This is a genomic window from Mesorhizobium sp. M9A.F.Ca.ET.002.03.1.2 (genome assembly GCF_003952365.1).
GTDB lineage: Bacteria > Pseudomonadota > Alphaproteobacteria > Rhizobiales > Rhizobiaceae > Mesorhizobium.
In genome coordinates this window covers 2,723,173-2,747,325 of sequence record NZ_CP034443.1, presented here as the reverse complement: position 1 = coordinate 2,747,325, position 24,153 = coordinate 2,723,173, and the positions used below count along the sequence as shown (strand labels likewise).

Here is a 24,153-nt window from a genome sequence, read left to right as displayed (position 1 = left end):
ATGGACCTCGACCTCCTGCCCAACATGGGCAGAATGACCCCGAGATGGCGCTCAACCGCAAGAACGCGCTCTTCGCAGGCTCTGACGGCGGCGCCGAACACTGGGCAGTCATCGCCTCGCTGATCGAAACCTGCAAGCTCAATGGTGTCGAACCGCTCGGCTATCTCGCCGATGTCCTCACCAGGATCGTCAACGGCCACCCCAACAGCCAGATCGACGATCTCCTGCCTTGGGTCTACATCAACAAGCTCCAGCTCAAGGCTGTGGCCTAAGAACACCGCTTACATTCAATCCGAACGCTAGTTGAAGCAGTCCGGAAAACTCATTCAGACGAAAACACTCTGTTGCGAGCGACTGAGATGCCATTGAAACTTACCCCCCGACCTTCGGCAGTGGAAAGCATCCGCCGCGCGCGACGATTGTCAATTGAAGCGGTCGCGATTGAGGCGAATATCCGACCAGATTTCTTGACTGAAATGGAAACAACCCCAACCGACGTCAGCAAGCGAGTGGCGTTTTCACTTGCCTCCGCTCTGGCTGTACCGGTCCAGTTCCTGTTCGCCAAAGACGTAGAAATCGACGCCAATATGCCTGATTTTCGCGCCGCCAATAATAGGCCAGCGGTTCTTACATCGGCAGGACTAACGCGAATCGCGCGTGCTCGTTCTATCGCCGCCTACTTGGCGGACCGAGCGTTCGAAGACTGCACCAGGTTCGCCAATACAAATAGCGTGACCATCCATCAGCAGTCGACCGCGCGAAAGCTATTGAAATCGCTCTATGTCCGCGTCCAGCGCGTCGATGGATCGGTGGATCCTACCCTAACGTTCAGGGAGACGCGTGTATCGCTAGAGCGGAAAGGCATCATCGTGCTCTGCGATAGGGTAGCGGACCCGTTCCGTGGGTTTTGTTACTCTCCTACCGGTGACTTTCCCATCATCTTCGTGAATACAACCGGGCAGCGGCCCGCTACCAAGCTGTTCACACTGATGCATGAAGTGGTGCATGTGCTCCTTGGCAAAACGGGAGTTTCAGACCCCGCCATTCTCAACAACCAGGTTGAAAGATTCTGCAACTCGGTGACTGCCTCGGTCATGATGCCTGCGGAGGAATTTTCCCAAGCCTATAAAAGCGTCGCGGGAAGGGGTGCCAGGGCCGTCGTTGATCTCCTTTCCAGACGATTTGGCGCCAGTAAGCAGGCGAGCGCCTTACGCGTCTCTGATTTGGGCTTGAGCAAAGGCTTTTACGCTGCGTGGTCTGCGACCCTGCCGTCTGAAGTCCCCATGATCGAAGAAGAAGACGAAGGTGAGGAAAACAGCGGGGGCGGTGGAATTAGCTCGCAGATTGCCAGGTTCGGATATCTTCTGCCTAACATGCTCACCGCCGCCGTCGACAGGAAGGCAATCTCTCAGTTCGATGCGTACCGGCTCACCAATCTGAAGCCAAGTACGATAAAGCAGATCGCCGCCATCGGTGTTAACCGGCTGGGGCCATAACAGCATGGCCTATAGCGGCATCAACTTTGTGCTTGATCTAGAGGCATGCCTCTATTTTAGCGAAGCTGGCGGAAACCTGAAAGCCGCTCTGTTCCAACGCGCGAAAGTCGAACGCATTGCGGTACCCAAAGAGGTTTTCGACCAGGTTCGTATCTTCGACAAGAGCTTGGCCGATGAGATATCGGAGTCGGACATCGAAATTGTCGAACTCGATTCCGATGTATACGTGGCCGCTTGCGCACTCAACGAAATCTTTATGACCTCAGGGCATCGGTTAAACGCGGCCGCAAACGAAAAGGTCCCCGTCATAGCGCTCGTCCATTGTGCGCAAAATGGCGCTAAGCCGCCATGCCATTTGGTATCCGGCGACAACGGACTCCACTCCTCGTCGATGAGAAGCCTCTGTGCCGCCCTGAAAGTCCCTTTCATGGAAGTCACCAGCTTCTAGCAGCATTTTGGCGCTGTGCGGGAACTTGGTGTGGGACCAAGTGGCAGCTTTGCTCGAAAACCCATCTAAGCGACTGTGCCCTTCCCGAGAGATGGGTGCACTTCACCATGTCTCCGGTATAAACCGTAACCTATGTCTCCAGAATGGACCCCTGATTTCTTTGGCGCACCCGACAGGGTTCGAACCTGTGACCTCTGCCTTCGGAGTTTTTTAGACTGCCCATCTGAAAAACGCGATAGGGGCATGCTATGATACTCTATCTCTTAAAGCGTGTCGCGATTTAAGGGATTCAGGATTCCCTTTGATTTGAGTTCGTGATTCATTGCGGTTGAAAGGAGACCGCGATGGGCAAGCCACTACCGTCTGCGAGGCTCTCGCCGATATCTGCCATCTGTTCGAGCCAACCGAATGCAGAAACTTCTTCAAAGCGGCCGGATATGAGGCCGATTAATCGCGACACGCTTTTAGTCCCGGCCTCGGGTGGGATCAGCGCACAGACCTTACGCTCGAGTTGGCGGACCATACCTGCCTCAGCTTCATTCCAGCGGTATCGAGTTCGTTGATCGCCGTAGTTAGCGCAGCGAGCTCCTCCGCCGAAGGGGTCAGCAGCGGCACGATTGCACGTCATAGTAAGATGGCAGGAGGTCCGAGTGGCCCAAGCAGAAGGCAATGCATCCCCTGCCTTCCTTCCGCACTCCAGCGATCCCAAGCTGCTTCTAAAAACTGGATGAAACCTGGATCGTGAACTGTCTGCAGGGCGCTGGACGTAATCGGCTTCGGCGCTAGAATCCGTTCGAACCCCACATTGCGAAGGCCAGCGATTATTCGTTTCGGCCGTTCTGGTGTGTCGAAGCAGGGCACCATCTGTCCGCGCCATAGCCCGCCCGCGCTTTCATGAGCATATAAGTCCTCGGAAAAGACAATAAGCACGTTGCCCTAATCCTGTTCGCCAATTGGGCGTACTTGCATAGAGACGGCACGGCGCTCTGGCATGGATGTAATCAGCGCACCGACGATAATGGCTAATGCTGCAAACATTCCTGGACCTGTCAGCCATTCGCCGAAGAGCGCGGCTGCTAAGAGCGCAGAAAAGAACGGCTCGCTCGATTCGATGACCTGCGTCTTGTATGCCTCGATATGTTGAAGAGCGAGAATTGTGCAGTAGAACCCAAAGAACGAGGGGATAACCCCCAGTGATAGCAAGCTTGGCAGCGCATTCACTGACGGGATTGGTGCTCCGCTCCAAGCATAGGGAACAGCGAGCATAACGAGGCCATAAGCCAGGCACCACCAGAAGGTTTCTAGGGATGAGCGCAGCTTAAAGAACTTCCAGGCGAAGATAAAGCTGGCGTAGCCTAGACCCGCGATAAGGGCGAGGCTGACACCGATAATGCTTCCGGTCATCAGGCCGTCCCCAGCAATCACGACGTAGCCTCCAAGAAAGACCATCGTCATGGCGAACGCCTTTCGCGTAGTTACCGTTTCCTTCAAGATGAGGATGTCGAGCGCGATTGCACCAAGGCCGCCAGCGAAAACAAGGATCGCGACAAGCGGGATCGGTGCATACGTGAAAGCTTGGGTTTCGAAATGGTAAAGTGTGAAGATGCCAAGCGCGGAGCAGACGGCGATCTTCCACGATCCCGTGAACACTGAGACTAGTCGGGCTAAACCTCCAGACCTTAAAAGGATGATGATCGAGAGCAGCGAAAACGCAATGGCGCAACGCCAAAATGCAACTGCAGTGTGATCGAGGCCTTCCTTGAAAGCGGACCGCGAAAGCACGCCGACGGTTCCATTGGACAGAGCTGCAAGGAGAGCGAAACCGGCCCCAAGGATTGATGAAAAATAAGCATTTCTCATGGCGGTCACTTTGTTTCTATCATATGCGAGCGGCAGGCCTCGCCGAATGCACGAAAGATTTCGACGCTGAGCAGATCCTCAACGTGAAACCATTCAGGATGCCATTGTACGGCGGCAGCAAAAGTTGCCGTGTCCTTTACCGATATAGCTTCAATAACGCCGTCCACGCATCGCGCATCAACCGCAAGGCCATCCGCCAAACGCGCGATCCCCTGCCGATGCAGGGTATTAACCAAGACTGGATTTTTTTGCGAGCGGCGGATGCATTGGGCAATGTGGCCGTGGCCTTCGGCTAGAATTGCATGAAAGGGGTGTATTGAAGGTCGCGTGGGAGAGAGAGGTCTTCCACATGAGTGATCCGACCTTCACCTTCCGAGATGTTGCTTGAGAGGCTGGCACCAAGTGCGACATTGAGTTCTTGCAGCCCACGGCAGATTCCGAACAGGGGAATGCCCGATGATAATGCAATCTTGATCGCAGCAAAGCTTGTCCTGTCCCGGTCAAGATCAAGCGTCTTTGGAAAGCCTCTGGGCCCCGTAAAATGAGGGCGAGACGTTCGACTCCGCCCCGGTCAGCAGTACGCCATTGAGGACTGACAAACAGACTCGCAAATCCCCTTCCACCAGTCCGCACGGGATCACTAGCGGTAAGACACCTGCGGTCGTACGCAGGGCTTCAAGATAACGAACGCGTACGGTCTCATAACCGACGCCGTCCTCTGTCCGCCGGTCGGAAATGACACCAACGCGGGGCCGCTGTTTATCAGCGAGGCCACAATCAGGTGCCCTCAAGAGCTTGCCCAATATCGGCGATGATATCCTCAATGTGCTCAAGTCCTACAGAAATCCGGATTGTTCCATCGCAAACTCCGGCAGCAAGGCGCGCCTCGCGCGGTACCGAAGCATGTGTCGTCGAGGCTGGATGCGTGGCGAGTGTTCTCGCGTCGCCAATATTTGAGACGTGATAGGCGAGTCGCAACCGCTCGATAAAACGGCGCCCAGCCTCAATGCCGCCAGCGATCTCGAACACAAGCATCGGGCCACCATGATCACCCATGTTCTGCTCGGCGCGATGCCGTTCAACAATCCCGCCAAAAGTCGGATATGTTACGTCGAGAACGCCAGGATGCGCCATGAGAAACTCGGCTAGCGGGCGGGCATTGGAGCAATGTCGAGGCATTCGCAAAGGTAACGTTTCCAGACCTTGGATACAGAGAAAAGATGCGAATGACGACGGGCAGGGACCGAAATCGCGCATGAGCGTATTGCGCATCTTGAGCAGAAACGGGCTGGCTCCGTAGGGGCCGGGCAGATTGCGCGCGGCATCGAGCCAAAGAATGTTACCGTGCGAGATGTCAGGACGTGACATCAACGAAAAGCGTTCGGAATAGGCAGCCCAGTCGAAGGTGCCCCCATCCACAGTAATGCCGCCAATCGTCGTGCCGTGGCCGCTGATATATTTGGAAGTGGAGCGCACGGTAATGTGCGCGCCAAGCTCGAGAGGGCGGGAGATAAGAGGGGTCAGCGTGTTGTCGATGATCAGCGGAATTCCGAGTTCCTGCGCGATCGCCCCGACCTCGACGATCGGGAAAGGGCTGAGCTTGGGGTTGGGAAGCGCTTCGCCGAACCAACAGCGCGTTCGGCGATCTGAGGCTTCGCGGAAACGTTCGGGATCGCTTGGATCGACGAAGCGGGTTTCAATCCCGAGCCGTTGAAACGTACTGGCCAGCAAATTGATTGTGCCACCATACAGGTGCGTGGAGCTTACGATATTGTTCCCGGCTACGGTGAATGTTTAGGATTGAAAGCATAATTGCGGCTTGCCCCGACGAGGTTGCCAAGGCGGCGACGCCACCATCCAGAGCCGCAACGCGTTGCTCGAAAATATCCGTTGTCGGGTTCATCAGCCGCGAATAGGTGCGCCCCTCGCATCGGAGATCGAAGACGTCCGATGCGTGATCAATTGATTCGAATGCAAAAGCATTCGAGAGATCGATCGGTACAGTTGTAGCAAGGGTCGCCGGATCATAGCGATAGCCGCCATGCAACACTGCCGTTTCCGGATGCAGGTGTGGCGTTGGCGCCATCGTGCTGAAGGGTCATTTTTCTCTGGTTTGGTCAACATTGGATCTCTCCGGGAGTTGCATACTTCTCGGCGCGGCATTCAGACTGGGCGAAACGCTTCCGGTTCTGGTCGCGGATCAGTTTCAGGATCGAAGGCTCACCATTTGGGCCAGGCTGGAATATCCCACCCGTTTCGGAGCAGTGCGCCGCATAGACGGTGTCCCCCATGCGGATGGCATGTGCTTCGGGTAAGCGCCAGAACGGGGTTGTCGGGTCGAGATGATGATCGAGATGGTAGTTGTCGTTATTAATCGCGGTCAGCCACTTCTCGATATTACAGCTGCGGCGGTTCCTAGCCATGTGCAGGTTCACGGTCTGATTTTCGATGGAGCTGCAATGCTCAGACATCTCGATAAACCAGCCGATAATGTGGAATGAGGTGAGGTAGGGAACGACCCAGAGAAGGACGACTTCCGAGAAGTAGCCATAGATCAAAGCGTACACGACGATACAAGCCCAGAACGCGTAGAACCCCCAGCGATCGAACTCGTAACGCCACTTTTCTCCCGCATCACCCCTACTGAACTCTCCTTACCGGAGAGGGAATTGAGGATCATTTGATATCTGTTGCGGGCCAGATACTTCAGATAGGCGTAGGTTTTCGATCCAAGCAGGGGCAGGATGATGAGCTTCCAGACGAAGGAACGATCCGCTCGGGGTGTGAAGACACCTTCCGCGATGAAGAACTCCAGGTCAGGATCGGCGTCGGCTCTTCCCAGAAAGGGATGATGGCTGTGGACGTGTGATTCCTTGTAGGCAAAGTGGCGCTGAAAGATGGGCCAAGCCGTTGGCAATGTGCCGAGCAGGAAGTTCAGCAGACGGTTCTTTGTCAGCACACCGTGCGCAGAATCGTGCAGAATGGTGGAGATTCCTCGCTGATGGGCTCCGATCATTATCACCGCGAGAGGATAGAACCACCAGCTGACCCCAATGACCAGCCACGCGAAGGCAGCGATCACCGCATAATCCTTCACGATATAAGGCGGGCCATGCCAATTGTCAGTTGTAAGAGCTTTGATGTCACTAGTGATGCATCGATCAAAACGATGGTGAACGTAGCGGCCGGGCGCTTCGATGCCGCTGTAGAGCGGCCGCGCGTGAGCGTTCATGAAGACACCTTTTGCCGAGAATTGCAGCGCCACTCTGCGGTATAGGCACCGACGAAGCGGTCAATGAGATCAGCTTTGACGTTTGGCATAACGATCGCGTGGGCGGAGTTGTCATGGCATGCGAGTTGGTATTCGCTGACGAGCCTCTCGGATGGCTTCGGAAATACAACCGTCAAGGACCATGGATTGAGCAACACCGGGATGCCCGCTGAACGAAAATGCTGCTGCGAGGCCTTCCGCATTGCCGATGCCAACTCTAAGCGCCTGCGCGACCGTTTTCGCGTCGATCTCACAAGGCGGCAGGGTGGGGAGGAAGTCCCCTCCCCTGCCGCGAACAAGCTTTGGATAAAACCCCAGCTTTTTCTGTCCCCAATGTGATCTGGAGGCCGGGGCGCTGCGGTGCTCAGCGGATGTGACGCGCGAGATCTGCGATCCTACCCATCAGCACTTCCATCGGTCCTCGCTGGAAGACGCGCAGCCAAAGCACCGCGAAAGTGCTGATAACCACGACGAAGCCAAAGAGCATGGACAGGCTCCCGTCTTCGAGAACCAGATCTATCCCCATAGCATGGTTAAGATAGGCTATTCCCACAATGTGCAGCACATAGGCCGTCAAAGGCATCGAGCCGACCGCGATTATTGGCCAGACCAGCTTTCGCAGATGCGGGAGCGCATTCATAGCGAGCCAGCAAGCCGCAATGACAATCAGTGCGCAACCGGTGTTGCCCAGGATCGAGAACGTCTTCTCGCTATGAGGTGCGGCAACCAATAACACCCAGGGGTCGCTAGTGGCCTCCCTCCACCAATCGGGGTCGGCGGGTACACCATGTAGCAAGCGCAGCGCGAGCCAGGATCCTCCATAGCCCAACACGGCCAGCGCGCCCCCCGCTAGGCCAAGGCGCCAATGCATTGCTTGCGTATTAAGGCTAAGGCGCGCGATGGCCATGCCTGCGATCACGAAAGAAACCCAGGTCATCGCGGGATAGGTGCCGCGGACCATGAAATCAAACACCGGGTCCAAATACTCCACGGGGCCAAACAACTGAAGGAGGAAGCACACTTGCGGGAGAACTAATGCGGTCCCAGCAGCGAGCAAGCCGAGCTGCTGTGCGCTGAGCCGATAGAGCGGCAGGACCAACAAGAAGCAGATTCCGTAGGGTTCCAGGATGACTGCGACGTTCGTACCGAGGCAGGTCAGGATTGAGCCAATCGCGAGCAAAACAAGGGCACGAATTGCGACTCTGGCAACGGCCTGTCCACCTGCTTCCCCCGACTTCGGCGTCTCGCGGCCGGTAATCAGGATGATCGAAAAACCGGCCAATACGGCAAACAGGGCGGACGACCGCCCATAGGCTAGCTCCATCAGATCCCGGACCAGTGCTACGTCGGGAAAGTTACCCCCGACATGGACGACACACATGCCTAAAACAGCCAGGCCGCGAGCAAGGTCGATGTCGACCAGCCGATCTACGGCCGCCCCATCCCTCACGTCCGCAATCGCCGACGTTGCCTCCTTTTCATACGGAGGATTCTCAGTTTGTGGTGTATATGGCATCACGACGGGTTTTCTCCTTCATATCGAGTTTGTCCCGTCACGGATTAAACTCACTTCAATCAACGGTCAACAATCACTTTGCTGCCGACTCCCTCGGAGCAGGCCCTCGTCAGCCTCATTGAATTCTCCCCTCAGTAGGGGCGGCAGTGACATATCCTCGGCGATCCGCTCCGGGCTCGGCGTGGCACGAACGATGCCATGCCGGCGGGGCCCTCGCACAGGAAGCGCGTGCCACGACCTTCGCCGTTACGCCTGTCTTCCCCGTCAGTCTGAAGCCAGAGGAGACCGGTGGAATCGGAAATCATGCCGTCCGGCGAGTTGAACCTCAAGATCAAAGCAGGGTCAGAGCCGTTCGGTATATCGCAAGCTCAGAACTTCCGGGCTGGCATCGAGGCCGGCATCTCTTGCCTCAAACGCGCTTATGGCTTGGGGCGCGGCACCTGGCGCGGCTCGACTCGGCGAGCGTCGGCCAATGCCCCATGATCCCATCGCAGCCAGATCGCTCTTCTCGCCATGACCTGCACGGCATTTTGCCATCAGGCGTTCCAAGAAACACGCGTTAGCCGGCGTAAGCCCCTTGATCTATGTTCCCCTGGCGGTGCGCGGGAGCTACGCCCTCACCACATGGCCGTGGCCGAAAATGGCCTCCCGCTGCGCGTCAGGGATGTCGGATCGAAGGACGCATCGGAGCGAATCTCGAGAACCGCCGACATGATGGAACTATGGCATCTCCTGGATCGTAAGCCCCGGCAGCTGTCCGGCGGGCAGAGGCAACGAGTCGCCATGGGGCGGGCGGCAATTCGAGAGCCCAAGCTTTTCGTGCCGATGACCGCTCTACAACCTAGACACGAAGCTCAGGGGAAACATTGGCGCAGATTCGCCAGCTGCACAGGGAACTCGGGGCGACGTCGATATATGTCACGCACGGACCAGGTCGAGGCGATGACGCTGGCGGACCGCACGGTCTGCTCAAAGACGGCGTTTGCCAGCAGGTCGGCACACCCCTCGGACCTCTATTCGAAGCCCGCGAACACTTCACGGCAGGTTTTGGGAGGGTCCAATGTTCGACGGCCTCGGGTTCACCGAACAAATTCCACCATCGCTACATGACAAGTATGCATCGGATCGGCCATCACCTTGGGAATTCGGTCCGAGCATCTGGAAGTCCAGGACACAGAGGTGGCTCGGTTTGTCGCCGACCGCCGAAGGTGAAGGCCAACAGCAAGAGGATCGGTTTCAAACCGAGTGGCCGCAAGCCGGGGCGTCGGACTGATTTCACGAACGATCCAGGGTCATTGCCCGACGTAGCAGGCGCTTTCCCGCCTTGATGCGGCGGAATAATCAGCTGCATTCATGGTTTTAAAGTTAACGCCAAGGGGTGTCCCTCACCCGCCCCGATCTGCCCTTACAACCCGGACCAGCCGGTTAGATCGGGGCTGATCCTCCTGCGCACAAGTGACATTTTAACTTTGCCCCACGGCGGACATTTCAATCTCGCCGCCACATCAAACGGTGTAGCCAAAGCGAACCGCTTTACAAAAGCCGACTTCAGCGAGCTTCGCCAGGCCATCGGCATCGTTCGTGTTTTGTTGAGTCCCGCTTAGGCGCACGAGAACTTGTCACCGGCCAGACCGGCACCGAAAGTCATGGCTGGCCTGTGCCTTCGGCCGTCAGGCAGCACGGCTCGATCATTCCGTGCTCTACCTGCGCGTTCCACGGCTCTTCGAGGACCTGGCGCTCGCCCGCCTTGATGGCCGCTACCCCCGCCTCATCGACAAGCTCACGCGCGTGCAGCTCCTCATCCTCGACGACTTCGGAACCCACTCCCTCACTGACCAGCAGCGCTTCCATCTGTTCGAAATCGTTGAGGAACGCTATCGGCGCAAACCACCCTGATCACCGCCCAGGTCCCGGTGGCCAGATGGCATGACCTGATCGCCGAACCAAACATCAGAGGCCGCCGCCATTCTCGACAGGATCGTTCACAACGCCCACCGCAGTGCTCCAGGGCGACAGCATGCGAAAGCAAAAAGCCGCGCCCCTCTTGACCGGCACTCAAAACGGCGAAATCAATCATATATGAACCAGACAAGGCACCCAAGGACTGACACCGCCAAACTGTCCCGGCATTGGTGAAACTGCTATATAACGGAACTCTTGTCCGGCTTTTGCGAAATCCGCACAGAACCTTCCGCTCCCGGCAGACGCGACAGCGATCCTCCTCCTCGGGGCTCGGTGCATTGACCATAGCGCATACGCGCGGCTCTCCACGCTTGAGGGCCAATAGCGCGCGAACCAACGCTTCACCATCCAGCCTGTCCGTCTTCGCGCGCCGCCGTCTGCGCGATGTTGCTATCGAAGCCGGATCAACGACATAGCTTTCAAAGCCGTTCGCCTTGAGAACACGATCGATCCAGAAGCCGTCAAGTCCGGCTTCCCGGATGGTCACAAAACTGATCGCCCGTACGCAATCGCGCCTTCTCTTAAAGTTGAGAAAACTATCCAGCAATGCGGCCACATCACCGCCGCTCACCGCGTGTTTCGACATCTTCTCACCGTTTCGCGGCGACAACGAAGTGATCAACCAGGTGGAACGGCTCAGTTCCAACGAAACGAAAATTGCACAAGATCAGTGCGGATAGCGGTTGGTATATGCGCTTGGGAAGTTACAGCTTCCATGACGGCGTCTCCTATGAGTGAGTGCGTTATCGCAGCCTCACTTTGCAGAGCGCCGGCCGCTATTCACTTCCCATGGGATCTTAGTGAAACAAGTGTCCGCCGACTTAGCGGAATCCCTGTCCGGCTTATGCGAAATGCGAGGCATCATTGGAGTCGGTCTTGTTGAGTGTCTCGTTCAAATACCTTTTGCGCGTGCCGGGCTTCAATGCAGATCGCCGGAGCCCCTTCGGCCGTTAGCGCATGATAGAACCACGTCGACAGCGGCCCGCTTTGAAGACGACGCGCTTGGCGTGCGGCGCGTGTTTGCGGACAATGTCAGCGCTGCCCAGGAAGTGCCTTGGCTATCGGACGCCAGCCGAGGTGTTCATGGGGCATGCGCGATTGCGGGTAATCCTCTACCCTCCACTCGTCATTGTTGCACTTGGATTAGATTCTCCACAATGGAAGGGCGGAAGGTGACGGGCAGGCACTGCAGGCAGCGAATGACGTCAGAAGGCATGTAGACGACCTCCTCCGCGGCGATGGACAGTGCCAGATCCTCAGACGCAGCGCAGTTCCAGGCGCGCCGGCGCAGCGTCCAGGCAGAAATGCGGCCCCTGAGGGCATCTTGCCCTCTCTGACGGATGGGTTTGTGGTCAACTTGCGTTCAGCGGATGTCAGGCGACTTTTTCTGGACATCACCGGCCCCAAGCTCTGTGCATCAAACATACGATGGAGGCACTCCATCGCGAGGTTATTTGTAGCTCCCGCAAATCGCGAGAGTGCGATCTCATAAAAGCGTCCGCCATGGCGTTGGCCTCCTTCAAGAGCTCAGCTGGTTCGTACAACATCGAGCGCATGCGCTGCGTGCGTGGGCTCATTTGCTAAGCCTCCTTGATGGGGGTTTCGCCTTACCTGCAGTCGTCGAGCGCGAAGCCTGCGACACATAAATCGGGGGACGGCCCCAAACCTCGGATATGATGTCCATTACCTCCGCATTGGTGGAATTCAGCGATTCTATCGCTTGCTCGTATGCCGATCGGCCTACCGCTCCCGCTGACAGCTCATACAACGATCGGTTTTTGAGCCGCGCTTCCCGGATCGCGTTCGATTCCCAGACGGTCGCAGTCAAGAGATCATCCCCCAGGGAGTCCCGCAGTAGTGCGACCGTCTCCTGCTCTGAGACGTCGCGCGGGTCGTGTCTTGTTACCAAGAATTTGATAAAATCATAATTTACGGACCTCCCAGCTTTTTCGATCAAGGAGACGGAATGCGAGAAAACGTTGAGGAACATGGCCATTGACGCAATATCAGCCAATTGCGGGCGGACCATCACCAGCACGCCGGTCGCTGCTTCAAACGCACCCACGGTCAAGAAGCTGTATTCAGGTGCACAGTGGATCACGACGACGTCGTAATCCGCCTCGACGTCCTTGATCGCAGACACCATTCTGACGCTAGCATCTGGGAGCCTCAAGCCCTCGCTTCTGTAGCGCCGCGAACTTTCCTGCTCGAACTCGCCGAGCTCGAAAGAGCCCGGCACGAGATCAAGACCATCAAAATGGGTCGATCGGATTGCAGTACGTATACTGGCCCGGTAGTCATCATAGCGCACCGCGGCATACATGCTCGCATTGTGGACGGGAATGATACTCGAGAAGTAACCGAACATTTCCGACAATGAGCCCTTCGGATCGAGATCTACAGCGAGAACGCGGAATCCTTGAAGTGCAAGGCCCTGAACCAGATAGAACGCTGTAGTGGTTCTTGCGGGGCCGGCGGCTACTGAGATGATCTGTAGTTTCTCACCCTCGCGCCTCCGCGGGCAAAATTTCAAAGCCTCTTTCGGACGGGCCGAAGCGAGATAAGCACGAAGGTCGTTGATCTGTCGAAGCGTATAGGAGCGTCGCCCTGCGGTCCCTAGCTCCGGTGTTGGCCCCAGACCATCAATTGACAACTGGCGCAGATAACTGTCCGACACACTGAGAATCTCGGCGACCTCTCCCAACGAGAAAGAGCGCAAGGTCATGTGGTCTGGAAATGGATAATTGATAGCGGCGCCGCGCGCGCGTACGCGATCCCAGAGTTCTCCGCCCTGACGCTGAATGCGCTCCGACGTTGTCTCCTTTTCATACGGAGAACTTACAGGTTGTGGCATAATGGGCATCACAACGGTTTTTTTCTTGCATGTCGATTTGTTCCGTCACGGCTTAAACTCACTTCAGTCAACGGTCAACCAGCTTGCCGCCGGCGCCATCGGAGCAGGCCTTTCGTCAGCATCATTGAATTCTTGTGATTGTTTCCTCTTAGTGGGGGCGCAGTGACATTTCCTGGCGATCCGCTCCGGGGTCCGGCGTGGGCTCGTCTTCGGCCGGGACGAACGATGCCATGCCGGCGGGGCATTCACACAGAAGCACGCGCCACGGCCCTCGCCGTTACCCCGTTATGTCCCCCGCAACATTTGGAACAACGGCCCTCAATGACGTCGCGAGCCATCTCCTCTCGACGCCGGCCGTCAAACGCGCATTCCTGTGGATGTTCATTCGGTCCTCCGAGAATCACAGAAGCTTCGACAACCTCAGCTTTCCCGGTCGGGACCGAATAAACATGTGTGGAGTTCTTGCGCCGGTTCCTCAGCCGGCGTTCCATCTGTACTTTGGCCAGCGCCAGACGGTCGAGCTCCTTGAGCCCAGCCGCGGCCTCTGCAAACGCATCGAGCACTGCCAGCAGCCGGATGGTCTTTTCCCGCGCGCGCCGCCGATCCCGCGGCACGATGCGCAGTCCGGCATTGAGGCAAAACAGATGCGAACCGACCTTGCCGCGCTGCCTGAGCAGCGCTGCAACCAGCAGCGGCCCGAGCCAATGCTGGTGCTGCAGCGGCTCTATGTGCTGCCACGCGTCCCAGGCGATCGCCGCGGCCAGGATGGCCGGCATGTTTTTTCACCTGGTCGACGACGGCGAGCCAGTCGGCAAGCCGCCGGTCCTCGTCGAGTCGAGATCGCGGATCAGCGGCCCGAAGCTGTCCGGCAAGGCCTCGCGCGCGTTTGCCCCCCTGCCCTGCCGTGTCGACAGCCAGGCCGTCCGCACTCCGCGGCACCAAATCTTCGCCCGCCAGCAGCCGGCTGGAGCGGGCCAGCACGGCATCGATCTCCGCCAGCTCTTCGCTCAGCGCATCCATTTGTTCGGTTTCATCGGCCAGCACGCTGTCGCCGGCGTCGTCGTCCAGCCCGGCGGCGGCTGCCGCGGCACCGGTGGCAGTCCGCCCCGCGTCCGCCCCATTGCGGCCGTCGCCCTGCCCTTCGCGGCCGCGCAGCGCCAAAAGGCCGGGTCGCGACAGCGCCCAGGCGGGGTTTGTGCGCAAGAATCCGGCGCCGGACGCGCGGCACGGCATGCGCGCGGGTGAGTTCGTGGGTCGGGTGCGGATGTCTATGTGGGCATCGTGCAGCACGAGATCTTCGACATGAACGACTCCCCGTCCAGCCACAGCACAGCAGCGGCGTCGGCAAAGTTCTGGGGCTCGATCCAGCCGCCACGAACCGGCGATCGGGCCACGCGCTCGTCGAGGCGGGCGAGACGGTCTCGGCTGTCGCTTTTACTTCCCGATTTCAAACAGGGAAAAGTCAGGTGTTGGTTAGGTTTAGGCGCTACGACAGCCCCGATTTTTCGCTAACGATTTCACTGACTGCTCGATTTGCCGCACCGATTGCACAACCGGAAAGCCGCACCCGGCACGTCGCATTCCGACGAAGCATGGTCGGCGCACGTCGTCTCGCTCGCGAGCTCGACAGGATTCTCGACGGTTCCGACCGCGCGGCAATCAACCGGGCCGCGGCCGAGCTGCGCCTCTCGACCCGCCAAGTCTACAATCTGCTGGCGCGCTACCGCAACGATCGGACCGTGACGTCGCTGCTGCCCCAGTCGGATGGCAGCCACAAGAAGCGCCTTGATCAAGGCATCGAGGCGATCATTGCGACGACGTTGCGAGAGCGGTGGCTCGTGCTGGAGGCTCCGCCGCTCGCTCCCGTCGTGGCCGAGATCCGCGCTCGCTGCGAAGAGGCCGGCTTGGCCGCTCCGTCCTATCTCACGGTCGCCGGCCGGATACCGGGCTGTTCAGCCCCGAGGAGATCGCGAGGAAACGGTCCGCCAATCCGAAGCATCTCCAGCGGCTCAAACCGCGGCCGGGATACATCCATGCGGCGCCTCCGCTCGATGTCTGCCAGATCGATCACACGCCCTACCGACATCAACTTCGTGGAGGTCGTCGACGGCGGCGGAACGTTCATCGGTCGGGCATATCTCACGATCGTCACCGACGTGGCCACCCGCTGCATTCTTGGCTTCTGCCTCACCCTCGAGAAGCCGTCGGCGCTGTCGGTCGCGCTCTGCCTGGCGCACGCCATGTGTCCAAGGAGGCATGGTTGGCCGCGCGCGGCATCGTGTTCGGTCGACCACGGTCGCTCGTCACCGACTCAGCCAAGCAGTTCAAAGGACATGCCTTCCAGCGCGGGTGCGGCGGGCTTTGAGCGGCGACTTGTCTGCCACCTGCACGCGCGCCGCCGCTGCCAGCAGGTCGGTCTGGATGCGCCGCTCGGCATCGACGATGACTACGGCATGGCTGCGGCCGTCGGTGAGCACGGGAAGCAGGCTCATCGCCGGCGTCTCGGGCGAGCCGGTGCCCGCCTTCGAGATCACGTCCTTCACCGTTTCGGTCGTCTGCGTCAGCTCGCGCAACCCCAGGGCACCGGCCAGTTGGCCGTTCGAATCGACCACTGGCAAGGTGCGGATGTTGTGGTCGAGAAGCTGCTTTTGGGCCTCGTCGGCGGTGGCATTTTCCGGCACCGAAATCACGTCACGGGACATGATGTCCCGGCAAAGCAGCGTTTGGTGCGAGCGCACCATGGCCTGCAGCTCGACCTGGCGCAGCAGCCTTTCGAGGTCGTCGCGGCCGATGTCGAATGTTTCGTCCAAACGGCGAGTGCCGTATCGACATCCTCGGGACGGAAGCCGACGCGCTTCGTGGCCGGTGGATCGGCGGTGCCGTGGGTGCTGGCCGCGGGTACATGGACATGCGGATAGTTGCGCCGCGACAGCCGGTGGAAGAGCAAGCCGAGCGCCACCAAAATTGTCGAGTTCAGCGCCACCGGCACCAACGGGAACAGGAAGCCGAAGCTGAGCACGGCCGGTCCGCCGAGCACGGCCGTCAGCGCCGCGGCACCGCCTGGCGGATGCAGGCTACGCGTGAATGACATGGCGGCGATCGCCAGCGCCACAGCGACGCCCGACGCGATTACCGGGTCGTGCACGAAAAGCGCCACGGTCACGCCGACCAGTGCCGAGATCGAATTGCCGCCGACGATCGGCCAGGGCTGCGCGAGCGGGCTCGACGGCACAGCAAAGAGCAGCACGGCGGATGCGCCGAAAGGGGCCACCAGCAGCGCCACATGTGGCCCGCCGCCTATGGCAAGCCCGCTGATCACACTGGTCAGCGCAATGCTGATCGTGGCGCCGATGCAGGCGAACAACCGCTCGCGCAAGGTCGCGCCGGCGAGGATTGGGACGAAGAGGCGAAACGCCATGCTAAGCCTTGGAACGAGAGGAACTCTGCGCTGTTCGCAATGCCGCCGAAGCCACGGATTTGAAAGTCAAACCAATTCGAATATCTGCGGCCGGGGAGAATATTATTGCGGCACCGGTTTGTGCGTTCGCCGCCAGCGTCTGGTGCTTTTCAAATCGCGTCAGAGCCTGGGCGCGGAGTTATTGAAGCTATCGCTGAAGCGCCGATTTTTCCTTGTGAAGATATCCGTTCTGAGCCCATGGCCGCCATTGGTGAAGCAGTACCCGATGACAAGGACATGGTCATGCCCGACGTATCGGTAGATGCGCCGATTCCGGAGGATCGAACGCACCGGCTGAAGGCAGACGGACTCGCAAGAAGAAGCGCTGGCAGAAAGACGTTTCTCTGCGGCCAGATGAACGATGGAGCGGCGCCTGCCATGGGTGCTCCGCCATAACCGAGCTGCGCGGTAGGTCAACTGCGCCAGGATTGAAGCTGCCCTGTCGAACTGTCCATGACAGGCCGGCAGCATCTTTGATCAGCCGCTCTCCCGTTTGGACGGCCACGAAGCCGGGTCTTACCGGGGAGAGGCTGCCGCTGGCGAGCAGGCCATCTGCTTAAAACGTTGTCGTAGCCGGTGAATGTTGACGTAGCCGGTGAATTGAGTAGTTGCACGCCAAGCACACTTGCAGCCGAACATCATCTCTCCGCTGCTTTGGCCCGCAAGCAGGCGGCGCTCAGCGGGCTAGAAACAGGGCCTGCTGTTTTCTCCGCGGCGTCAGCCACACGATCACAGAACCGTCGATGCAGGCCCTCGCCTTTGCCGAGTGACTGCTCAAACAACCCCAATTCGACGTGCTGCGGCAGCATGGCTGCGAAAGTGCGCGCCACTGAGCCAATCAGCGCGATAGGCTAGGGTTGACTACCCACACACCAACCGCCTCCCAATGCCTCGATCGCAACTTCGCTCTTGGCCGGCGTCTCGCTTGTCCGCGGCATGCCCAAACCGTTGCAGATTCAGCGCTCCTCAAACAGATAAACAGGTTGCGCATGACATCAGAGCCGAAGATGGCCGATAGGACGGACGCCTTCTATCGCTTCATTCGTCCTTCCAAGCGCCGCCTTTTTTCCAATGAGCCCTCTTTGTCTTCGCTAAAATAGCCGAAGTTAAATTTCGAGCGTTTCGGCTTGCCGGAAATTAGGGTCTCGGTGGATAAACCCATGGCTTTTGGGGTGCTGGCAGGAAGACCGATGCGCGGGCGTGGATGGATCAAGGCGTTGCGTCAAGACGAGGCTCGGCAGGTGCTTGCGCGCATTGCGGAACTGGGCGCGACCTCATAGCGCCCACACCTCAAGGACGCCATCGACGTTTCGAAGCCGGACATGAACTTCGCAATGCGAAGTTTCGCCTGGCGCGTCTCAAGGAATGCATCTCCGAAATACCGGAGAAACACAGGCGTTAGCGGAAGCTTCGTCGCTCTCAATGCTTGTAGCCGAACATCATCTCTCCGCGGCGATCAAATCGAGCCTCAGAAAATGCGGAATGGAAGGCGGTCCCGCCAAAGCGCGAATGGCTGGCCCCATCACCAAGTTCAGCCGGCTTTGCAGTCCTGTACAAGGATTCCGAAAGCCACCTGTCGCTCGCGTCCACTGGGGTTTCACACTGCTCGTCGATAGGTCCAGAGTTGTGCGGGGGGAACATTGCGAATGACGAAATCATAGTGAGAAACGATGTAACGGTCGGGCATTTTGAGCACCGGTGACAGAAGACCGTAGGTGATTTGGATCACAGGTCGCCCGGCGGGGATTCGTGCAAGCAAATCCTCCAGCAGTGTGAGGCGCTGTTGCATCGGAAAGCTCAACATCGGCACTGCGCTTATGACACAATCGAACTTTTCCCGGCGCTCCCCCAGGGTTTCTTCCAGGGCAAACGCATTGCCCAAGCGGAAATCCACTCCCGGAAAGCCTCGCACCAGGCCGTCATAGAAATCCTTGGAATATTCGACCGAAGTCAACCGATGCGGTTTGATGCCTCTTTCCAGGATGGCCCTGGTGATGACACCAGTCCCGGCACCAAGCTCCAAAAACCGGCAATCCAGAATGAGGGTTGACCACACTAGCCATGCGGCGCGCCGCATGGATCGACGTGGGCATGAGTGCGCCCACACCTTTCTTATCCTTCTGCCAACATTTGAAGAATTGCACTTCTTCCTCAAGTTTCTTGCCAAGTCGCTCTTTCAATCGAAAGACCATATCCGCTCCCTTCTCCCGATCCGAGTCGGAGCGCCTTTTTGTCGAAGTTTCGCTATAGAAACAAGCCTGACTCACAGGGATGAATGCCGCGCCGGAGGCGCGAAACGCCCGCGCCGGCTGGCAAGCCCTTGTCCACCAGTCCACCAGGATGACGTTTTTCTCGCTCAGATGCGCGCCAGTTCTTCCTGTATGGAAATCTTGGTCATGGCCTCGAGAGGCCCTCACGGCTCGTCGAGCAGCCGTGTCTCCGGCTGCACCATCAGCGCCAGCGCGACGCACGCAGGGTTTCTCATCTGCTGCGGGGTTCGCCAGGTGCACAGCAGACAGCGAGGCTGCTACGGCCGCAAAAAACCCGCGGCGGCGGCTCGATTCCGGGACCGATCCGCCATTTTTGGCAGGTGATCCGTGCAAGTGCGTGGCGTGGATCACCCCAGCTATCTCGTGGCCGCCCCATTGCCAACGTCCTCTTTTCAACCGGGGCGCGCGGCCATTGGGTCCAGGCCGGGACGCCTGAACAGATCGCCGACAAGACCGCGTCGCCCAGATCAAGCAGCAGATCGAGGAGACCACCTCGGACTACGACAAGGAGAAGCTGCAGGAACGTCTCGCCAAGCTGGCGGGCGGCGTTGCCGTCATCCGCGTCGGCGGTGCGACCGAAGTGGAAGTCAAGGAAAAGAAGGACCGCGTCGATGACGCCCTCAACGCGACCCGTGCGGCCGTCGAAGAAGGCATCGTTCCCGGCGGCGGCGTCGCACTGCTGCGCGCTTCGCTGAGCATCAAGGCTGTCGGCGCCAACTCCGACCAGACCGCTGGCATCGCCATCGTGCGTCGCGCGCTGCAGGCTCCGGCCCGTCAGATCGCGGCCAACGCCGGTGCGGAAGCATCGATCGTTGCCGGCAAGATCCTCGAGAACAAGGGTCCGACCTTCGGCTTCAATGCCCAGACCGGCGAATATGGCGACATGATCGCCATGGGTATCGTCGATCCGGTCAAGGTCGTGCGCACAGCTCTCCCGGACGCGGCCTCGGTCGCCGGCCTGCTGGTCACCACCGAAGCCATGATCGCGGAGGCTCCGAAGAAGGAGTCGGCTGGCGGCGGCATGCCTGCCGGCATGCCCGGCGGCGGCATGGGTGGCATGGGCGGTATGGGCGGTATGGATTTCTAAGGTCCGCGCATTTCGACAATTTGGAAAGGGCGGCAAGCAATGCCGCCCCTTCTTCGTGCCCATTCCGCCAGTTGTCAGTGACTCGCAAGCCGGGGTATATGCCCGCCAAGGTTGGTGCTTATGCTCAAGACGACGCGGACATAAGGGGCTGGACGAGAACCAGGGCGGCCATCAATGGAATGTCGTAGGACAGCGGCACGCACGAGAGATGCGCTATTCAGCTGCACGAGGATGATCGCGGAAAGGATGGCTCCGTAGATGGTGTAGCCGAACCCGTCGAGGCTCTTGCCCATTTTCGCCATGTCCGGCGAGCGGTTTCGGGTTCTCCTAGCGACTACCCCGTCCAGGTGATCCGCGAGGACGGCCCACAAAGCAGCGCCGACCGCCAGCTCGATCTGCCCCGCCAACGCAAAATAGGGAGCAATCGAGGAGCACAATAGCCCGACCGTGGTGATGGCATTGGCGGGATCAACGAGGTAGCGAAGCATTCTTTCACTCTCCCAAGCTTGGTCGTCAGCATGCGATTTCCCGTGCCGTCATGAACATTGCCTCGGCGAAACGAAGGTCCGCCTCGTTGTCAATCTCGTACCCTTTGAGCCCGTCGCACCGGGCGGCGGCGATCTGCAGCCCTTTCTGCCGTACGAGGTTCGACAGAAGCTCTTCGGGGAGGATTTGACGGCCCCGGCGTTGATGGTGTCATTGAGATGCGGAACGATCGTCCGGCGCAGACCTCCGGAAAAGCGGATCAGGTTCATCGTTTTGAAGAGAGGCGGCGAACCATCATTGAGGTTCGCTGCCGTCTGCTTCATCCTTACATCGGCGATGTAGCCGTTGTTCGTCAGGACGACGGCGGAACCTTCCATCGCCGGGCTGAACGGCGCGACGGCCGCGACATTGTCCGCGTCGCCCAGCGTCAGGCAGCGAAGCGCATCCGGCTCGAAAAACACGTCGCCTTCGAGCAGATAGATGTCCCCGGTCAAAAGCGCGTCGCGCGCTAGCCACAGCGATTATGCGCTACCCGTCCGGTCGAAGACGTCGGAATCGACATAGTCGATGCCGAGATCACCGAAGCGTCGGCCGCAGGAATATTGGATCCTCGAGGTTCTGCAAGGCGTTGTGAAGGATCGGCGTGCCGTTGACTTCGACCAGCGGCTTCGGCCGCACATCCGTGAGTGGACGCAGGCGCGAGCCAAACCCGGCGGCAAGGATCACCGCCTCTCTCGGAGCAATTGCAGTGATGGGTCTAAGCGCCTCTATTTTGGTTGTTGCGACGATGCCATCGGCTTTCGGAAGGACCGGCGACGTTTCGTCTCAATGACTATTCCGGTCCGGCTGTCGGCGGTATTCTTCGCCTTGTACACGGCGGTTCGCTTCGGTTTTGGTTTGGGTGGCGCTTGAGGCTCTGCCCTTGGCTCCGGCGTTTGCTTGGTCTCTTGCTTGTCCTTGCGGGTGCAAAGCAAAGCCCTGGCGGTCGCCGCGTCCGCATCCGAGACCACGCCGGCCGGCTTGCCATCGAGATCGACCCGTGCGGCGGCGGCATCCAGTCTCGCCAAGTATTTGGCCATCCTGGTATAGGCCAGCAGGGCTCTCCTCAATTCATCATCAGACAGTTCGCCGTCAAGCACCCGAATGTCATGATGGATGCCGATCTTGAGCGGCCTGGGCGCTTTTGGATTGAACGCCGCAGGCCACTTGGCCGATAGATAGCGGAAAAGCTGTGCCGGCGATTTGCCTCGGCTAGCGCTCAACATCATAAGCCTCGCCCGATTGTTTTCGTTTTCGAATCGGACCTTCCTAGCACTGAATATACGCAATGATTATGGAAAAATGGGCATTCGTCCCGCAGGGCAAAGCAGCAGGGCCTCCTCATTCGGGCAGACGAAGTGCCTTGTGGACCGAGCAGGATCGGCACCAATCACGCCGAGCCGTCCCCGATCGAGTTCATAGCAGTAGGGTCAGCGGTCTCTTGCCCCATATCTCCGCCAGCCCATTAGCCCTCGGCAGCGTATCTGAAACGCCGGTAGCGAAAAAGACTCGATGGCCCACCGCCAAGCGCCCCTTGACGAGTAGGACGCCGAAAGCGTCGCGGCACCCCTCACCCGTTCGGCCGTTCCGTCGTACCAGGTGAGCTTCTCGTAGCGCGAAAGCCGCTCACGCGACCGTTTCGCGATCTCGGCCGGATCGACGCCGTCCTGGGACAGGAAAGCAGGCGAATGGCTGGCTAAACGGTTCGCCGCAGCCCTGCGTCGGGCGCGGAGCAACTCCAGGCGGTGGCCATTCCGGAATAGCCTTCAGCCAAGGCAGCTCAATTCGAATGGTTGTGAGCGACGCGCTTCGGACCCCATTCGATTGCCCGACCCGGCTCATGCCTGGACGGGCAGTATTCTGAGGGTGTTTGCACACCGTGTTCATGGTTGCCACTATGGAGATCGCCTCAGAAGCGGCGCTTAATCGGAAATGCTAGCACCTCCGCGTTTTGGCGCGGCTGCTTGAACTCCTCGACGGCAACCGCCTCGATCAGCAAATCCAAGGCTTCGCGCCCCCTCCGGCTCATCGGGTCATCGCCTCGCAGGTAATGATACGCTCGATCTAAATGCACTCGCGCGGCGGAAAAATCGCTAGTCATATGACCCTCTTAGTTACCGCCCGCATTAGCCGTCTACGAGGTGAGGGTCGCGCAATCGTCAATATTCACAGGCGGATTTGATTTAAATCGCGGATGATCCGGGAAAAACCAAAACGCCGGCTCTTGTCGCCGAATAGAAGCTGAGGAATATCCCCGCAGTTAACGGCTCGTTAATCATGCGGGGCGTAGCCAAGAAAAGCATCACAGCACCTGCCCAATCACATGTGACCTTAAGACCCGGCACCCAGATTGTGCCGAGTCTTTTTGTGTCGTTAGGGTAGCCTGATCCATTGAGCGGGTCAGGAATAATGTCCCAGTACGGCGATCAGGAACCTTCTTAAGCCGGTCGCCGACTTCATAAAGGCGACGGGAGCTGCAACGACTTGACTAGGAATGCCCTCCGAGCTTGACGGTGTCGGCCCCGAACGCGCCTTGTTGGCCGTGTGCCAGTCCCTGACCGACAGCGGATTGCGACATGACAGCTTCTCCACAATCGGAGGTAACCGTGGCGAAGTGCCTGCGCGCTAAGCGCCAGGGAAGGCCGGTTAAAGAGCCGGCCCGCTTGCAGGAATCGAACTCATGGATGACTGAGGCCTCGGCATCCTCGATGCCCATTGCTTGGCAGGACGCCATTATGGCGTTTCTGCGTTCTGTCTTATCGCTGTGACATTTGCCGCACAGGATGACTTTAACGACACTCTTTCCCGCGTGAGGTGAGGCGATGCGAGCAGGGTAGAGTGACGCGCGGCAGGGAGGGCAGGAGGCGATGGCAAAGGCTGAACCTCGGTAAGACGGCGCAGACCGTCACGCTCTCTAAAAGAGACTGTTCTTCAAGAGAGTATCGTCATAATCGATTCGGCGTCGGAAGGCTCGGCCGCCTGAAGGAGGACGATGGCAATGATGCGGTCACGGGATGGATTGCATGATCCACCGGCACCTGCACGGATCACCTCGCAAAAGTGGCGGGCGGGACCTGGAATCGAGCCGACATTGCGAGATTTTCGCGGCCATGGCGGCTTCGCTGTCTGCTGTCCGCAGGGCGAAGCGCGCATCAGATGGGTCAGCGGCGGATGCACGCGAACCGCGGGGATGACGAACACGACCTTCGCTGGCTAGGACAGCGGCACCGCGAATCCGATGTTGGAGGCTCTACGCCGCTCGATCTGGCGGAGGCGGCGGTCGATGCGGCCGGCAGAACCCGCGCTACCGTGAGGCGCTGCCATCTCGATATAGGAGCTGTTGACTTGCAGAACACTGCACTATCTGCGAACGCATCGCGAGGTGCCCGACCCTGTGACCCGCTTCC

The 24,153-nt window shown here is 58.9% G+C and carries 18 protein-coding genes and 9 pseudogenes; 10 read left to right on the top strand and 17 right to left on the bottom strand.

Annotation, left to right across the window (positions count from 1 at the left end; all coding sequences use genetic code 11):
* Positions 1 to 44: 44 nt before the first annotated feature.
* The 3 genes and pseudogenes from EJ066_RS13385 to EJ066_RS13375 all read left to right on the top strand — a co-directional run.
* A pseudogene (locus EJ066_RS13385) lies at positions 45 to 272 on the top strand (transposase domain-containing protein); the annotation flags it as partial.
* Positions 273 to 365: 93 nt separating this feature from the next.
* Positions 366 to 1,496: an ImmA/IrrE family metallo-endopeptidase gene (locus EJ066_RS13380; RefSeq protein WP_189350289.1), complete on the top strand. Its 1,131-nt coding sequence runs from the start codon at positions 366 to 368 to the stop codon at positions 1,494 to 1,496.
* Between the two features lie 4 nt (positions 1,497 to 1,500).
* Positions 1,501 to 1,944, top strand: a complete 444-nt coding sequence (locus EJ066_RS13375) for a hypothetical protein (protein ID WP_126038466.1) — start codon at positions 1,501 to 1,503, stop codon at positions 1,942 to 1,944.
* Between the two features lie 319 nt (positions 1,945 to 2,263).
* On the opposite strand, the gene EJ066_RS31945 is transcribed toward EJ066_RS13375, so the two are convergent.
* Both EJ066_RS31945 and EJ066_RS13365 read right to left on the bottom strand, forming a co-directional pair.
* The gene (locus tag EJ066_RS31945; RefSeq protein WP_245455144.1) at positions 2,264 to 2,467 is read right to left on the bottom strand and encodes a hypothetical protein; all 204 of its coding nucleotides are present in this window, start codon (positions 2,465 to 2,467) and stop codon (positions 2,264 to 2,266) included.
* Between the two features lie 413 nt (positions 2,468 to 2,880).
* Positions 2,881 to 3,804 carry a DMT family transporter gene (locus EJ066_RS13365; protein WP_126038463.1) on the bottom strand — a complete coding sequence of 308 codons (924 nt, stop codon included), beginning with the start codon at positions 3,802 to 3,804 and terminating at the stop codon, positions 2,881 to 2,883.
* Between EJ066_RS13365 and EJ066_RS31940 the strand changes: the two genes are divergently transcribed.
* Positions 3,783 to 4,100, top strand: coding sequence for a hypothetical protein (locus EJ066_RS31940; protein ID WP_245455143.1), 318 nt, complete (start codon positions 3,783 to 3,785; stop codon positions 4,098 to 4,100). The two genes, EJ066_RS13365 and EJ066_RS31940, sit on opposite strands and share 22 nt — an antisense overlap.
* Before the next feature lie 481 nt (positions 4,101 to 4,581).
* Here the strand turns inward: EJ066_RS31940 and EJ066_RS13345 are convergent, their stop codons facing one another.
* The 4 genes from EJ066_RS13345 to EJ066_RS32410 all read right to left on the bottom strand — a co-directional run bounded on the left by EJ066_RS13345 (position 4,582) and on the right by EJ066_RS32410 (position 7,036).
* The gene (locus tag EJ066_RS13345; RefSeq protein ID WP_348629319.1) at positions 4,582 to 5,535 is read right to left on the bottom strand and encodes a PLP-dependent transferase; all 954 of its coding nucleotides are present in this window, start codon (positions 5,533 to 5,535) and stop codon (positions 4,582 to 4,584) included.
* The gene (locus EJ066_RS32570) at positions 5,501 to 5,854 is read right to left on the bottom strand and encodes a PLP-dependent transferase (RefSeq protein WP_348629318.1); all 354 of its coding nucleotides are present in this window, start codon (positions 5,852 to 5,854) and stop codon (positions 5,501 to 5,503) included. The genes EJ066_RS13345 and EJ066_RS32570 overlap by 35 nt, the downstream gene beginning before the upstream one ends.
* A 67-nt stretch (positions 5,855 to 5,921) precedes the next feature.
* The gene (locus EJ066_RS32415) at positions 5,922 to 6,371 is read right to left on the bottom strand and encodes a fatty acid desaturase (protein WP_189350294.1); all 450 of its coding nucleotides are present in this window, start codon (positions 6,369 to 6,371) and stop codon (positions 5,922 to 5,924) included.
* On the bottom strand, positions 6,359 to 7,036 hold the full coding sequence (locus EJ066_RS32410; RefSeq protein ID WP_126038453.1) for a fatty acid desaturase: 678 nt from the start codon (positions 7,034 to 7,036) through the stop codon (positions 6,359 to 6,361). The genes EJ066_RS32415 and EJ066_RS32410 overlap by 13 nt, the downstream gene beginning before the upstream one ends.
* 75 nt (positions 7,037 to 7,111) lie before the next feature.
* Here EJ066_RS32410 and EJ066_RS13330 point away from each other — a divergent pair, with 75 nt between their 5' ends.
* The gene (locus EJ066_RS13330) at positions 7,112 to 7,414 is read left to right on the top strand and encodes a hypothetical protein (protein WP_126038450.1); all 303 of its coding nucleotides are present in this window, start codon (positions 7,112 to 7,114) and stop codon (positions 7,412 to 7,414) included.
* 25 nt (positions 7,415 to 7,439) lie between these two features.
* Here EJ066_RS13330 and EJ066_RS13325 read toward each other — a convergent pair whose 3' ends face one another.
* Complete coding sequence (locus EJ066_RS13325; RefSeq protein WP_126043860.1) at positions 7,440 to 8,591, bottom strand: DUF418 domain-containing protein; 1,152 nt, start codon at positions 8,589 to 8,591, stop codon at positions 7,440 to 7,442.
* Positions 8,592 to 9,793: 1,202 nt separating this feature from the next.
* Here EJ066_RS13325 and EJ066_RS31925 point away from each other — a divergent pair.
* Together EJ066_RS31925 and EJ066_RS32405 are read left to right on the top strand one after the other, a co-directional pair.
* Positions 9,794 to 9,954: pseudogene (locus tag EJ066_RS31925) on the top strand (ISNCY family transposase); the annotation flags it as partial.
* Positions 9,955 to 10,286: 332 nt separating this feature from the next.
* Positions 10,287 to 10,487: an ATP-binding protein gene (locus EJ066_RS32405; RefSeq protein WP_281015622.1), complete on the top strand. Its 201-nt coding sequence runs from the start codon at positions 10,287 to 10,289 to the stop codon at positions 10,485 to 10,487.
* Positions 10,488 to 10,773: 286 nt separating this feature from the next.
* Here EJ066_RS32405 and EJ066_RS31920 read toward each other — a convergent pair.
* The 4 genes and pseudogenes from EJ066_RS31920 to EJ066_RS13280 form a co-directional block, all read right to left on the bottom strand.
* Positions 10,774 to 11,270: pseudogene (locus EJ066_RS31920) on the bottom strand (IS110 family transposase); the annotation flags it as partial.
* A gap of 140 nt (positions 11,271 to 11,410) precedes the next feature.
* A pseudogene (locus EJ066_RS31915) lies at positions 11,411 to 11,584 on the bottom strand (IS110 family transposase); the annotation flags it as partial.
* Positions 11,585 to 12,126: 542 nt separating this feature from the next.
* Entirely contained in the window at positions 12,127 to 13,407 is a 1,281-nt protein-coding gene (repA, locus tag EJ066_RS13285; protein WP_126043858.1) for a plasmid partitioning protein RepA, read from the bottom strand.
* Positions 13,408 to 13,652: 245 nt separating this feature from the next.
* Positions 13,653 to 14,183: a DUF1612 domain-containing protein gene (locus tag EJ066_RS13280; protein WP_126038438.1), complete on the bottom strand. Its 531-nt coding sequence runs from the start codon at positions 14,181 to 14,183 to the stop codon at positions 13,653 to 13,655.
* On the opposite strand from EJ066_RS13280, the gene EJ066_RS31355 reads away from it, so the two are divergent.
* Together EJ066_RS31355 and EJ066_RS31910 are read left to right on the top strand one after the other, a co-directional pair.
* On the top strand, positions 14,182 to 14,652 hold the full coding sequence (locus EJ066_RS31355) for a hypothetical protein (RefSeq protein WP_189350296.1): 471 nt from the start codon (positions 14,182 to 14,184) through the stop codon (positions 14,650 to 14,652). The genes EJ066_RS13280 and EJ066_RS31355 overlap by 2 nt on opposite strands.
* 288 nt (positions 14,653 to 14,940) lie before the next feature.
* Positions 14,941 to 15,760: pseudogene (locus tag EJ066_RS31910) on the top strand (transposase); the annotation flags it as partial.
* On the opposite strand, the pseudogene EJ066_RS13265 reads toward EJ066_RS31910, so the two are convergent.
* Together EJ066_RS13265 and pmtA are read right to left on the bottom strand one after the other, a co-directional pair.
* A pseudogene (locus EJ066_RS13265) lies at positions 15,732 to 16,825 on the bottom strand (HPP family protein). The pseudogenes EJ066_RS31910 and EJ066_RS13265 sit on opposite strands and share 29 nt — an antisense overlap.
* Before the next feature lie 1,636 nt (positions 16,826 to 18,461).
* Positions 18,462 to 19,056, bottom strand: a pseudogene (gene pmtA, locus EJ066_RS13250) (phospholipid N-methyltransferase PmtA).
* A gap of 532 nt (positions 19,057 to 19,588) precedes the next feature.
* Here pmtA and EJ066_RS13245 point away from each other — a divergent pair.
* A pseudogene (locus tag EJ066_RS13245) lies at positions 19,589 to 20,221 on the top strand (TCP-1/cpn60 chaperonin family protein); the annotation flags it as partial.
* Positions 20,222 to 20,295: 74 nt separating this feature from the next.
* On the opposite strand, the gene EJ066_RS13240 reads toward EJ066_RS13245, so the two are convergent.
* The 4 genes and pseudogenes from EJ066_RS13240 to EJ066_RS13225 form a co-directional block, all read right to left on the bottom strand.
* Positions 20,296 to 20,709 carry a CDP-alcohol phosphatidyltransferase family protein gene (locus EJ066_RS13240; protein WP_126038430.1) on the bottom strand — a complete coding sequence of 138 codons (414 nt, stop codon included), beginning with the start codon at positions 20,707 to 20,709 and terminating at the stop codon, positions 20,296 to 20,298.
* A gap of 25 nt (positions 20,710 to 20,734) precedes the next feature.
* Positions 20,735 to 21,460, bottom strand: a pseudogene (locus EJ066_RS32400) (phosphocholine cytidylyltransferase family protein).
* A gap of 14 nt (positions 21,461 to 21,474) precedes the next feature.
* Entirely contained in the window at positions 21,475 to 21,972 is a 498-nt protein-coding gene (locus tag EJ066_RS13230) for a ProQ/FinO family protein (RefSeq protein WP_126043856.1), read from the bottom strand.
* A gap of 683 nt (positions 21,973 to 22,655) precedes the next feature.
* Positions 22,656 to 22,847 carry a hypothetical protein gene (locus EJ066_RS13225; protein WP_126038427.1) on the bottom strand — a complete coding sequence of 64 codons (192 nt, stop codon included), beginning with the start codon at positions 22,845 to 22,847 and terminating at the stop codon, positions 22,656 to 22,658.
* Positions 22,848 to 24,153 lie beyond the last annotated feature (1,306 nt).